At 56.8% G+C, this 12,478-nt stretch carries 11 protein-coding genes and 2 pseudogenes; 4 read left to right on the forward strand and 9 right to left on the reverse strand.

Annotation, left to right across the window (positions count from 1 at the left end; all coding sequences use genetic code 11):
* Positions 1-150: 150 nt before the first annotated feature.
* From M0D66_RS36920 to istA, 5 genes and pseudogenes are all read right to left on the reverse strand, one after another.
* A complete protein-coding gene (locus M0D66_RS36920; RefSeq protein ID WP_301773365.1) occupies positions 151-378 on the reverse strand; it encodes a tyrosine-type recombinase/integrase in 228 nt (75 codons plus the stop codon).
* Positions 375-1,145 (reverse strand): tyrosine-type recombinase/integrase, encoded by a 771-nt coding sequence (locus M0D66_RS36925; RefSeq protein WP_266212848.1) that lies wholly within the window; start codon positions 1,143-1,145, stop codon positions 375-377. Before M0D66_RS36925 ends, M0D66_RS36920 begins: the two co-directional genes overlap by 4 nt.
* Positions 1,138-2,079, reverse strand: coding sequence for a tyrosine-type recombinase/integrase (locus M0D66_RS36930; RefSeq protein WP_266212849.1), 942 nt, complete (start codon positions 2,077-2,079; stop codon positions 1,138-1,140). Before M0D66_RS36930 ends, M0D66_RS36925 begins: the two co-directional genes overlap by 8 nt.
* On the reverse strand, positions 2,076-3,317 hold the full coding sequence (locus M0D66_RS36935; RefSeq protein ID WP_266212851.1) for a tyrosine-type recombinase/integrase: 1,242 nt from the start codon (positions 3,315-3,317) through the stop codon (positions 2,076-2,078). Before M0D66_RS36935 ends, M0D66_RS36930 begins: the two co-directional genes overlap by 4 nt.
* Positions 3,318-3,431: 114 nt before the next feature.
* Positions 3,432-4,175: pseudogene (gene istA / locus M0D66_RS36940) on the reverse strand (IS21 family transposase); the annotation flags it as partial.
* Between the two features lie 939 nt (positions 4,176-5,114).
* Between istA and M0D66_RS36945 the strand changes: the two are divergent.
* Positions 5,115-6,467 (forward strand): chloride channel protein, encoded by a 1,353-nt coding sequence (locus M0D66_RS36945; RefSeq protein ID WP_266212853.1) that lies wholly within the window; start codon positions 5,115-5,117, stop codon positions 6,465-6,467.
* A gap of 575 nt (positions 6,468-7,042) precedes the next feature.
* Here M0D66_RS36945 and M0D66_RS36950 read toward each other — a convergent pair.
* Together M0D66_RS36950 and M0D66_RS36955 are read right to left on the reverse strand one after the other, a co-directional pair.
* Entirely contained in the window at positions 7,043-7,408 is a 366-nt protein-coding gene (locus M0D66_RS36950; protein ID WP_266212854.1) for a hypothetical protein, read from the reverse strand.
* A gap of 385 nt (positions 7,409-7,793) precedes the next feature.
* Positions 7,794-7,988, reverse strand: coding sequence for a hypothetical protein (locus tag M0D66_RS36955; protein ID WP_266212856.1), 195 nt, complete (start codon positions 7,986-7,988; stop codon positions 7,794-7,796).
* 925 nt (positions 7,989-8,913) lie between these two features.
* Between M0D66_RS36955 and M0D66_RS36960 the strand changes: the two genes are divergently transcribed.
* On the forward strand, positions 8,914-9,156 hold the full coding sequence (locus M0D66_RS36960) for a cupin domain-containing protein (protein ID WP_266212867.1): 243 nt from the start codon (positions 8,914-8,916) through the stop codon (positions 9,154-9,156).
* A gap of 844 nt (positions 9,157-10,000) precedes the next feature.
* On the opposite strand, the gene M0D66_RS38035 is transcribed toward M0D66_RS36960, so the two are convergent.
* On the reverse strand, positions 10,001-10,324 hold the full coding sequence (locus M0D66_RS38035) for an XRE family transcriptional regulator (RefSeq protein ID WP_308112736.1): 324 nt from the start codon (positions 10,322-10,324) through the stop codon (positions 10,001-10,003).
* A 152-nt stretch (positions 10,325-10,476) separates the two neighbouring features.
* Positions 10,477-10,917, reverse strand: coding sequence for a DUF4902 domain-containing protein (locus M0D66_RS38040; RefSeq protein ID WP_367619547.1), 441 nt, complete (start codon positions 10,915-10,917; stop codon positions 10,477-10,479).
* Between the two features lie 531 nt (positions 10,918-11,448).
* On the opposite strand from M0D66_RS38040, the gene M0D66_RS36965 reads away from it, so the two are divergent.
* Positions 11,449-12,096, forward strand: coding sequence for an acyl-homoserine-lactone synthase (locus tag M0D66_RS36965; protein ID WP_301773367.1), 648 nt, complete (start codon positions 11,449-11,451; stop codon positions 12,094-12,096).
* Between the two features lie 111 nt (positions 12,097-12,207).
* Positions 12,208-12,360, forward strand: a pseudogene (locus M0D66_RS36970) (IS110 family transposase); the annotation flags it as partial.
* Positions 12,361-12,478: the final 118 nt, after the last annotated feature.

Here is a 12,478-nt window from a genome sequence, read left to right on the forward strand (position 1 = left end):
CGTCAGCCATAGACCTGTGCCCACCTCCCACTACCGCGTCAGCGGTTTAGTACAATCATGAGTATGGTGTGGTAAAAAATATGTGCTGCTCGATAACCACGGAGGCGAAGGTAGCGTCTTTGTGGAAATCGAACAGCACATATTATTCGGTTACAAGGAGCGGAGGAAGGTCAGCAGGTCGGGCTGATCGCGCCATTGCTTTTGTCCTTCGGCATCGCCTTCCACTTCGCATGTCGCCAGCGCCCGCGCCTTTGTTTCCAGATTGATCTCGGCATAGATATTGGTCGTCTCCAACGAAACGTGCCCAAGCCAGCCGCGTATCGTATTGATGTCGACACCGGCCTGGAGTAGTAGCGAGGCGGTCGTATGCCGAATCACATGTGGGTGCACATTCTTGCCGGCAAGCGACGGCGCGTTGGCTGCAGCACGGATAGCGCAGCCTTGACCAATGCATGAATGCCGGAGCGCGTCATCGTCTGGTGGAATCGATTGAGGAACACCGGCGCGTCTGCGGCCCTCCCCTCGGACTGTGAGCGCAACGCATCGAGCGTGGATTTCCAGAGCGGGCAGCGGCGATGTCTGTTCCCCTTGCCGACGATGCTGACCGAGCGCGTGTGCCAGTCAACGTCGCCAATCTTGAGCTGCGCAGCTTCGCTTGCACGCGCTCCTGAGTTAAACATGAAGAGCAGTAACGCATGTTCGCGCTGCCCCTGCGCTGTATTGACGTCAGAGGCAGCGAGCAGGGTGTCCATTTCCTGCCTGCTAAGGTAGCTGATCTCCGGCCGACTGGTTCTCTTAACGGGAATCAGATGAATCTGTGCCCACCAGTCGACGTATTCCGGTGCATGTTCGCCGATGAAACGAGCCAGCGCATGGATGCCGCCGAGCCGCTGATTTCGTGTGCTGACCATACAGTGGCGTTGTTCTTCCATGTGCGTCAGGAACAGGCGGACCATTTGCGCGGAGAGATCATCAACGGTCAGGCGGTCGATCCGCTTGTCGACCTTGGCGGCCAAATACGGAAGCAACAGCATGAGCATGTCGCGGTAACTTCTTTGCGTATTGATGGCAAGGTTACGTTCGCCCACCAGATACTCGATCAGGAAACGTCGGATCCACGGACCCAGCAGGGATGAGTTATTCATGTTGCACCTCAAGGACGTAAGTTTCAAAGCGCGTGCTCGCTGCATTCAGCAACTCGGGCGTCAGGGTAAGGTAGCGTTGGGTGCCCGCGAGATCGATGTGGCCGAGATAGGTGGCGAGCTGCGGCAACAACAGTTGCAAATCCGCGCCGCAGCGATACCAGGCGATTAGCCGGTGCACTGCGCCTGACTGCCGCAAATCATGCAGCCTCGGCTGGCAGGACGCACCGCCTTCGCGTTGGATATTTGCCAGGGTGCGCTGTCGCTGAAAGGCACTGCACACAGCTTTCTGGCTCAGGGGGCGACCATCGCGGAAACAGAAGAACGGCGCAGCCGGTGCCTGCCCAAATCTCTGGTTGCGTTGCCGGGCATAAGTTTGCATCGCGCTATTCAGATCTGCGCCTAGCGGAACCAGCCTCGATCTGTAGAATTTGCTCTCGCACACGTGCAGGACGGCTTCGTCGAGATTGACGTCCTGCATGGTTAGCCGCAAGGCTTCGCCATGGCGGAGGCAGCCGCCGTACAGAATCAGAATGAGTGCACGCAAAACATATGCATCCAGCAGACCGCGTGGACTGCATGCCGCCGACGCCACGTCGAGCAGGCGCTTTAATTCCTGCTGCGAATAAATATAGGGTGTCAGCGGTGGCGGCAATTTCGGACTGTAGCGAGGAAGCGGCGAAGCCGTGACATGTCCGCGCGAGAGGGCAAAACGAAACAGGCAGTCAAGCACTGACCTTCTCTTACCCCAATGGTTAGTCAGCGGCCTGTTGCCAGTCAGGAAGTCCTGTACCTGTTCGGCTGTGACCGACTCCACATCAATGTTGCCATCAACCCGGTGGCAGAATGAGGCAAGCGTGGCCGCCTCGGACTCGAAGCGCATGCCCAACGCCCGTTTGTGGCTCACGTATTGGGCGACAAGTTCGGAGAGCTTCATAGCAGACTCCCCAGATCGATTTCGGCCACACGCCTCAGTCCGGTCAGGTCAACCTTCGCATAGGTTCTCGTCGATGAAGCGCTGCGATGGCCGAGATGATCGCCGATCTCCTTCAGGGCAAAACCAGCGTCGAATAAATGCCGGGCATTCGCATGCCTCAGGCTATGTGCGCCGCGCCGCGGGATATCAATGCCAAGCGTCGCGAGACGCGATCGGACAATGCCGCTTACGCATCCGGGTGATAGCGGTCGGATCGGCGCCTCGACCGACAGAAACAGCTCGCGATGGGCGCTTCGCGGACGCGCTTCCTTCAGGTAGCGCAGAATCGCGTTTCCAACTGTCGCCACCAGCGGGTATTGCTGTGCGCAACGCTGCTTGAGACGATGGACATGGAGGATCTCGCCGCACCAGTCTATATCCTCCAGACGGAGCCGTACCACCTCGCCGCGCCTCAGTCCGTAAACAACCAGCAGCATGATCATCGCACGGTTGCGTAGATCGATCGTGCTCTCGCCGACAAAGCTAGCGACGAATCTTTGCACATCCTCCCAATTCGGCCCGAGCGGCAACCCCTCCTCTCTATACACCACTGGTGCTTCAATGCCCGACGCAACGTTGGTAGCCCACCCTTGTCTTTCTGCGTACCGGAAGAAGTTGCGCAGCGTGCTCGCAAGCGCGTGCAATGAGGCTCTGCTCCAGCCGCGGCTGCCTTGATACGCGAGGTAGGTGTCGACATCGTGGATAGTGAGAGCATCAAGTGCCCTGTCAGGGCGACAGACCATTGCCAGAAAATGACCGACCTCATCACGACAGGTTGAAATCGTAGCAGGAGAAAGTCCTCGCTGGTCGCGCATGAAATCGACGTAGTGCTCGACATAGCGAACAAATGGTTCTCTCGTGGGATGCCGTTCCTCCAGACACCCCAGAAAGCGCAGCCAGACCGTGGCGGTATGGATGAACAGAAGCCGCGAGCTGCGGGACTCGTTCGTGCGCTCACTTCGGAGAAGTCGAATCCGATGGTCAACCGCAAACGCGATTTCCTCGTGCGTTATTAACCGCGGGCGGGACAGATCAATGCTCTGTGAAAAAACCAGCAGGATCCACGCGATCTTGCGGATCGACTTAGGCGGATAACCCAGTTCCTGACAATGTACGAGGAAGCGCTTCCTGGATTCCACGCAGGGCGCGAGAGTGTGGGCAGCAAGAGCATGCGGACGCGTAAAGAGAGTCTCAAACATGATATTCCCCCAATGTTGATCAGTGGAATATCAGTATCAGCCTGAAATTATGTCGTCATGGACGCGTCAACCTGGTAGGCAATACAGGGTCATCGAGAGACACCGCGACATTTTTTTTACCACACCATACTCATGACCCATGCCACGGTTGTTGCGCGAGCCTTCCATCCCATAATGTTCGAGCAGCGCTGCATAGCGAACCGTGAAGTCCTCCTCTTCCTGCAGGTTTCTGAAGGCCGCCGACAGGCTGTCAGATCGATGTTCTCGTGGGCAACCGCCCGCCTGCCACAGAGCGTTCTGCAAGCCGGTCGCGAGAGCCAGGAAGCTCTCCCCGCCATCGACCACGCTGGCGTACTCCCAGCGCGAGAACGCCAGCACGAAGTGATACAGCAGGTGGTTGAACGGGATGCCGCCAATCGTTACGCACAGCTTGTCCATGTGCGTGAAGTCCGACAGGCCTCGCGCGCCAGGCTGATACGTTTGAGGGAAGAACACTTCCTGGTTCGGCCCTTCGAGCGCGCGCCACTGGCTGACATGCCGCTCAAACGTGCGCCGCATGCTGTCGGGAAAGGCATCAGGATAGTCCTCCTGCAATTTGCGCAGCAGGGTGATCGCCTTCAGCCTTGGCGCAGCGCGTAGCAACGGGACCACTTCGCTCTCCCAGACATCGGCGAACGGATCAGGGCGCGAGCGCCAGTAGCGCCGGGGCTGCTGTGACGGTAGCCCGGCTTCGTGTTCGACACGCCGCGCCGTGCGCTCGCTCATGCCTGACTTCGCCGCAGCGAGCTTCTGCGGATGGTGTTTGCGATGGTTCATGTAGAGGCGGACCTGCTGGTCGGTGATGCGGCTTCCAGACATGGGCTGACCGCCTCTTTTTTAGGTTCAGTCAGCCATCCTAAGCCTCGCCGATCCGGCGCCGCCGGCAGTTCGTCGTCTCCGGCGGCTACGCCGCCTCCGACTCCTCACTACCGGCCAAGATGAATGTCGCAACACCAGACGTAGTCGTTGTCGCCCCCCAATGCACGCAAGACGCAACTACGAACGCTGCATCGCCGGGTCAACGCATGGCGCGCGGAGCGTGTGAGAGAAATGGTTCTGGGCAGCATGCGCCCGTGCACCGAAACGCCGACTGAAGTGTGAACTGCTGAAAAGTTGAAAGCCGGCGGGGGCCGGGCGCTTCGCGCCCGGAAAACCACGAAATAAAAGAAGAAGGAAAGCGAAACGACAACAATCCGTCGGGTAACATTCCTTCGTGAGGCAACACGCCGGCCAAGATAATTGGCGCCGCCCACGAGGGTCCGCGCAACCGTTGACGCGTTGATTGAGTGCTTCAAGCATGCAGGTCCGTGGGAGTGATGGCCCGTTGAGGACACCCGAGCCTCAAAGCAAAGCCGGATCAACCGACCTGGATGTCCGAGGGGCCGTGTCCACATAGCGCCGTGACCCAAGAAAACAAAACATCGACATAGCTCAATGTCACGGGCGGCAACGGCGGTGAGAACTGCCCCCCTCCATGGCCACCTGCTCAATTGCCACAGTACCACTCGACGGCGACCGGCTCTTTCAATCGTGAGACTGCTGGACATCCAGTACCAGCCAGATGCCAGTGTCGCCGTCTGTCGCGCGAAAGCCGACGCGACATTAAATGACACAACTTATTGCTATCGTTTCTCGAACCAATTGCGTATCGTTTCGGCGACCAGCACGACGGGCGGTTTGGGAACATGCCTCTCACTACGCACGAATCCGATTATCGCGTAGTTATGCGAATAATACATGTAGCTATCGCAACTTCGAATGAAACCAACCTTTACGAAAGACAGAATTCCTGACCGAAGCCCATTTACCGCGCTTGTTGCAGTTACAGTTTTGACGGGCGTGGGTGCGGGGCTGGGAGGCATGGTACTGGCGCTCCTCCTGCACGCGATTCAGCACTTCGCCTATGGATACAGTGTGGAACACGTGGTTAGCAGTGAAAGTTTCTTACAGGGCGTAACCAACACCACTCCTGTCCGGCGTCTACTTGCCCTCACTGCCTGTGGATTGGTCGCTGGACTCGGCTGGTGGGCGCTATATCGTTTCGGGCGCCCGCTCGTAAGTATCAAACAAGCCGTCAAGTCCGACGATCCGCGCATGCCGGGCGCGAGTACAACAGCTCACGCGCTACTGCAGATTGCGACGGTGGGGCTCGGCTCGCCGCTGGGTCGTGAGGTCGCGCCGCGCGAGATAGGTGCGGCCTTCGCCGGCTGGCTATCACATCGCGCAGGTCTGTCTGTTTCCGAGAGACAGATCATGGTCGCATGCGGCGCGGGGGCTGGAGTGGCCGCCGTGTATAACGTGCCACTTGGTGGTGCGGTGTTTGTGCTCGAAGTGCTGCTGGGAACATTCGGATGGTCGGCGGTAGTACCGGCGATCGCTACATCGGCGATCGCCGCCATTGTCGCCTGGATCGGACTGGGCGACGAGCAGCAGTACCGACTACCAGATCTGGTACTCAGCGCCCCGCTAGTCATGTGGTCGATCCTGTTCGGTCCGGTTTTTGGTCTCGCGGCCTGGGGCTTCACCAATTTGATGACTCGCGCACGGGCGAACGCACCCAAAGACTGGCGGCTGCCAGTTTTCTCAATACTCAACTTTGTGATCATCGGAATGCTGGCGATGTACTTCCCTCAGCTGCCAGGTAATGGGAAGGGCCCAGCGAGCCTAAGTTTCGACAGTAACCTGACAATCGGACTTGCCGCAACTCTGCTGGCACTCAAGATCATGGTGACCGCGAGCAGTCTGCGCGCTGGCGCACAAGGGGGTCTGCTTACTCCCGCACTGGCGAACGGCGCACTATTGGCCGTCGTATTGGGTGGCCTCTGGAATTACATGTTTCCGGGTACGCCACCAGGCGCTTTTGCGATTGTCGGCGCGGCCGCCTTTCTCGCCGCCTCAATGCAAATGCCGCTTACCGCCACTGCAGTGGTACTCGAGCTCACGCGCGTCAATCACGACTTCCTCGTCCCTATTCTACTGGCTACGGCTGGATCGGTAAGCACCTTCGCACTGCTCGTGCGCATAAGTTCTGTTCGAGCACGCTCTGCGATGGCGGCCGCTCCGGCTTCCTTCGCATCGTCCAAACCAACGGCCGAAGTCGAAACGGGTTGATGGTTGCGTTACACCGGCGAACGGGTATGACGTCTGGTGATTGTGCGCCGGGCACTCGCCGGGAACAGGATCAGCAGGTGACCGTCGTTTCGCTGTTTTCCGGGGGAAGCGCCGAAACGAGGTGGGTTCGCAGGTACGTGATGCCCCGACAGTTGCACCGCAAAGAGACTAACGCGGCCCGAATCCGTCTATGGCTAAATGAAACCTCACGTTCGACGCGCTCCGCGTACAGGTTCATGCCGTCGCCGCGCCACCAGAAGACCTTTTGATCAGCTTGTCATGGGGTCCGCAGAGGGCAAACACATGCTCTGTGTATGGATCATGTTCAAGGTAGCCGACCCGGGCAATCAGACCATCCATGCCGTAGAACGCGAGCCAGCTGCCCCATTCGTCAAAATGAGTGTTCTGCTTTTGTCGTTATGCCCGATGGTTAGAGCCGTCTGTCCGCGCTCGTCATCACGGCAGTCAATCGCACCGTCACGCGCTTTCTTGAATGCCTTGCGCCGTGCCTTCGCAACCAGCGCCGACCCACACTCGCACCCCTGCGAAACTCACGTGGTTAGACCCGAACAAGATCACTCGCCACAGCCTTTTTTCACAAGATGGTGAAAACATTCGAAATAGATGTCATGCACAACGGGCGACTGGAGATCTAATCGCAGATCCTCGCAGAACAAGAATGGGACTCTCTCCCAGTCAAATTTGTTGGGCGACCTTGCGGCAATGATCTTCGCCACATCTTTGGAGTAGCTGGCAAGTAAAATTCGCTGTAACCAGTCAGAATCGTCCCCGATCTTCGCGAGCCACAGACGCATTGATTCGACAACATGCTGGGCGGACAGCCAATCTCCAGTCAATCGCTTCGAAACCAGATGGGACACCACCAGGTAGGAGAGTAGCCTGGCGCGGGTATCCAGATCGAGATTTGAGGGAAATTCCATAGATCGGTTGAATTAAAACGGAAACGTGCGGCCGATAGATTTGACCGGGTCTTTCGCCGCCTCGCATTTATTGTGAGGGACAATATCCCAGTCTCAGACTGCACCCTTGATGAGCGTCCCGCCTCGAGCGCGCGTCAAATCGATGACCAGTTTGTCTACGCTTTGCACAGTACACCTTCACGAGATGCGGCGCAGCGCTACATTGTCTCGTCCCGTGTCATAGCCCCAATGGCAGGTCCTTTACGCGTCGCCCACTCGGGGTAACCGTCCGACCCTGACCGTGTAGACGCCTGATGAAGTCAGTCCTCTATCGCCTCAACAAACACTCACTGACTTCGATCAATCTCTGACCCGTAGAACGGCCAAACGGTGCGCCGTGATGCGGTCATGGCAGGACGCGCAGCTTGCGAATTCGACCAATGCCCGGCGAACGCTCGAGAATCAGATTTATGATGAACTCTGGTAACAAGGCCCGCGGCACCGATGCAGGCACATCCACAACCATCTGTGAAGGAACGTGTACGATAAAATCGTTCGGCGCACTCGACAGGCTGTGCTCATAGCTGACGCGGTAGTTCATATTCGCGTTCTGACTCTCGGCTGTCATCATGGTTGAGACGGAGCGCAAGTTCGCCCCCGTACAGGTGCTCACAGGCCCAGCCTAACGCAGGCACGCGGCGCAGAACACATCGTATTCTGCCACTACCCACGGCCCGATCGTCGAACGCACACAGACGGGCGCCAAACCGCTGGCTCATCGGGGCGCTACGAAATCCGTGCGGCAAGAGAGCGGTTGTGTTGCTCACGCACCGGGATGGCATCCCCTGCCACTCAGCAACAAGTCACGGTTCGGCCGTGATGCGGACGCAAAAATGCCGAGCCTCAACCCCATCGAGCCGTCATTCTGTCACCGAGTGCGCGTCCTTGACTTTTGCGTGGTGGGCAACGACTCCATGCCCCACCACGCCAAGCGCACAGTACCCACGGACGGCACAGACAACTCCCCACTACGCTACTGATGCGTATGTCCAGGACGACAACATGCAAAATGATCAAGATGAAATGAAGCGTATTTATTTCATAGCGTGGGCAAGTGGCGAGACGCCATAGAATAAAAGCATCTTTCCCCGTGTATTTCGGCATCACGTTTCTTCCTGAAGTCTCTTCGTGCAGCGGGGTCAAAGGTACCCGCAGAACGCTTTGCTGATCCTAAGGCCGATACGGACCTGATCGTCGCAGCGTCAGATGGAAGAGTGTGCTGGGGTACTTTTTACACATACAAATAATCCGGAACGCAATCTACGCGATGGAATAGTTACCTCCCCTCGACTGTTTATGCACTCTTCCTGTTGACACCATTTACCGGCATTTAGCTTGCCGCGGACAGCCGCAACCCGGAAAGCGCTATAGCGACGGTGCTGCTTAAGGCCGATCATTCTTGGGATGGCGTCAGCTACCAGCCCTACCCCAATGGGCAGCCTGAGATTACGGTGCTGAAGATCACCGTGCCCCCACACACCGCTTTGCCGAGGCACACGCACCCGATGCCTAACGCGGCGTACGTACTATCCGGTGAGCTGACTATCGAGAATCGGGATGGAACCCTTCACAAGCACCTGAAGACGGGCGATGTCCTGCCAGAGATGGTCAACACCATACACCGCGGGATTACAGGTGACGCGAGCGTTGAACTGATTGTCTTTTATGCGGGCATGCGGGGGACGCCAACCGCGCTATCAGTGAAGTGACCGTACTGTGCCAGCCGACGGCCTCGGGAGTACCCATTTGATGAGATTGATACTCTCTGTAGTTATCGTAGAAGAAGCGCCGTCGCGCGGCCGAAAGCAAACATCATGATGGCACCTCGCCCGCTCCACCTGCTGCTACTCTCGAAGACTGGCATGCAGCTACAATTCGCCGAGCAAACGTCATCGGCGTTGGACGCTGCGAAACGATAGGCACGCTTCGACACAATTGCACGCATTGCCGGGGCGTTGGGATTCAACCGGTTTCCCCCAGGAATCCCGCCGCGGAATCACGCGTTGCAGTGAGGAAGTGACCATACAGAACACCTATGTGCGTGCATAGCGAAGCGCCCAATGACCGAGGAGATCATTCATTTCGATCAAGTCAACAACATTGCATGAGGAGTCTATCGCTGCTCATCCGGATCGCTGGGGCATTTTCAAGGTTCGCACTGAACAGGCGCCAATAAACACGCACGCGCGTATGTCTTGCTCTCGGACGGGCACCAGCTATATGGGCCGAACGGGTGGCTGGGGCATACTTTCCTGCGCCAGCCGGCAGGGGCATTCTGTAGAATGTTCAACTCATACGTCGCAACACAATCGCGATCTCGTGGCCAATACCGCCGGCACTTGCGAACGCTAACGGGAAAAACTCTGCTCTCACAGGGCGTGGCACTCCGAACTCGCAAGTCCGAAATTGCCAGCACCTCACCAATCTCCGCAAAAGATCTCGCACATCGCGATTTTCCCGGAAGGCGTGATTGGGTTTCCGCCTCAAAAACGTCCGACAGGACTCGGGTGAGTTCGCAACGCGCTGCGACAACGCCTGCGACTCACCCGAACGTTATCGATGTCGCCCGACGAGTCCTGTGCATCCGCGAATGCGCAGTGCGAACTTCGCCCTCCCCAGATCCTCATCGCAGATCGCCTCGATGAAGTAAAGTCCCAAGAGGATCGACACCGACTCTGGAATCCCCGCGCCACACTCAATTCGACTACCCTGCGATTGTGACACCCCAAACCGTGCCCAGAATCGCATTTGACTTTCCTTTTTTGCCTTTCGATAAGCGGCTATCGATCTGCAATCAAGGATCGTGGATGGTGCTGTAGCGCAATCCCACTCCGAAGAGCGGGATTGCGTTTGAAAAGCATGCTCTAGCAACTCCATAGCGTCATTCCTCTTGAATGATTATCGACGATTCATTCTGCCTAAATGCGACCCGAAAGGCACCTAGCAGACCTGTTAGGAAGTGGGCGTCGCCCAATTTCTGCTGTCAAAGGGCCGCTCCGGTCGCATGTCACATGACCGCGATGAAAATATCAATGAAGGACAGTAGAACGGGTGAACGTCGCATGCGTCCACGTTGCTGCGAACACCGTCGCTATCCAGCTCAATTCAGAGAGGCGCGTGGCAAGTATCTCGGATGTTCGCAACATTCCGAGATCATTGCCGCATTGATCAACTGCCATCACATTGCTCCTCACATCGTCGCCAACCATCCTTAGCGTATGTTGGTACGACTCGTCCACGTACCAGTCCCAACTAACAGATAGCAGGCGAGGCTCACCACACCGCCCGGCTTGCCACTCGGTATACCCGGCGCTCGTTGCGGCGACAGACTCTCCTCGAAGCTGCATGAGCAGCTCCGGATCAAAGTCCGAAAAGAGATGGCATAGCGTTAGGTTCGCAAGGTCGACAGCACTGGCGCGAATGTATCCATCCGGGGAGATCGTGAGTGGCTCTTTAAATCGCGAGTTCATAAAATTCGGTCTCAAAAACCATTAATTTAATTAATGACAATAGTTCCGCTTACTAACAAGGCAATCAGCACAAATTCGAAATGGTTGAAACATCCTAAATGTGTTGATTGTATGCACGATATCAAATTAAAGACTGCTTTGAACCTGCAATACATAGCAGTGTGTGAAAGCAGACGCACGTGTTAGCGTGAGATCACCATTCGACGCGGTACGAAGGTTGCAACTGTTCGACGTGGTTATACCGGTTCATGCGAACTTGTAATAATTTATCGGGTTGTGTGAGCTCAATAGCTCGGCTGCCGGTCGATTTCAGCCTCGCAATTGGTTCCGCGCGGGCGGAGGTCGTTCCACGAAAAAATCTCACCGCATCTCAGGCGATGTTCTGAAAAATACAATGCGCCGCATAAAGCAATGAATCCTCGCACAACTAGTCCACTCCAGCGCCTCTTGCCAGCCTGTAAACATTGACAGTTACACACGGGTCAGCGTTAAGTTGTAATTGTCCCCGTCAAACGAGTTAGCGAGGACATCGTGCAAAATTTCTCAATTCACTCTGGCGGGACAACCTCCGGAGATGTCGCCGTTCCTTTGGCTCGCTATCGCTATCAGAGGTTTGTGAAAGACCTCGGCTGGGACTTACCTTCCGAGCACAACGATAGTGAGCGTGATCAGTACGATCGCAACGATACCGTCTATATTATTGCGCGTGACGAAGATGATTCCGTTTTGGGCTGTGCCAGATTGCTACCAACGACTGGTCCGTATTTACTTCAAGAGATATTTCCGGATCTTGTGGCATCCGGGGTACCGTTGCCTTGCTCGCCAGATGTATGGGAAATATCACGCTTTGCTGCAAATCCCCTTTCCGGCGGCGGTCCAGATGGAGCATCCGGGAACTACGCCATACGTCCGCTACTGGCTGCCGTGGTGCAGTGCGCGCTCACCTTGGGCGCCCGGCAACTCGTCGGGGTCACGTACGTAAGTATGGAGCGACTCTTCCGACGTATCGGAGTGCACATGCACCGCGCGGGTCCTCCGCAACGAATCGACGACAGGCCTGTCATAGGATTTTGGTTTGACCTCGATGATCAGACGCAGCGATCACTTGGCATCGAGCCAATAGGTAACGCATTCTCGCGTGAGACGGAAAGGTCGCTGGTGCAGAATGTGTCGCCATGATCCTCGCGAACTCCACAGCTTGCCAAGGCCACGACCGTCCTCGGTGTTCGGGAAGAGACGCTGCTGAGCTGTAACACAGGTGGCAGTGCCCTGACAGCCGGAAGATCACTGGTGCACGCATGCGGCATCGATACGGTCGCTCTCGAATCCACTGGTGTCTACTGGATCGCGGTGCTCGAGCATCGCAGGCTGACAGGCTGGTTGGTCGATACAAGGCAGTTCAAATATGTACCCGCTTACAAGAGCGACGCGCAGGATTGCCAATGACTTCAGAACTCATGAGTCTCGGACTGCTGCGCGTGACCTAGGGAAAGTCTGCAAAATTCCTGGCATTGATGTGAGTGTGGACTATCCTGGGAGCAGGAGAATTTAAGGGGTGGGT

Source organism: Paraburkholderia sp. SECH2 (assembly GCF_030464795.1).
GTDB classification, from domain to species: Bacteria; Pseudomonadota; Gammaproteobacteria; order Burkholderiales; family Burkholderiaceae; genus Paraburkholderia; species Paraburkholderia aspalathi.

Coding starts and splice junctions, on each gene's coding strand:
- M0D66_RS36930 (WP_266212849.1), bottom strand. CDS start 2,079: ATGAAGCTCTCCGAACTTGTCGCCCAATACGTGAGCCACAAACGGGCG.
- M0D66_RS36955 (WP_266212856.1), bottom strand. CDS start 7,988: ATGAACTACCGCGTCAGCTATGAGCACAGCCTGTCGAGTGCGCCGAAC.
- M0D66_RS38035 (WP_308112736.1), bottom strand. CDS start 10,324: ATGGAGTTGCTAGAGCATGCTTTTCAAACGCAATCCCGCTCTTCGGAG.
- M0D66_RS36950 (WP_266212854.1), bottom strand. CDS start 7,408: ATGGAATTTCCCTCAAATCTCGATCTGGATACCCGCGCCAGGCTACTC.
- M0D66_RS36945 (WP_266212853.1), top strand. CDS start 5,115: ATGAAACCAACCTTTACGAAAGACAGAATTCCTGACCGAAGCCCATTT.
- M0D66_RS38040 (WP_367619547.1), bottom strand. CDS start 10,917: ATGAACTCGCGATTTAAAGAGCCACTCACGATCTCCCCGGATGGATAC.
- M0D66_RS36935 (WP_266212851.1), bottom strand. CDS start 3,317: ATGTTTGAGACTCTCTTTACGCGTCCGCATGCTCTTGCTGCCCACACT.
- M0D66_RS36925 (WP_266212848.1), bottom strand. CDS start 1,145: ATGAATAACTCATCCCTGCTGGGTCCGTGGATCCGACGTTTCCTGATC.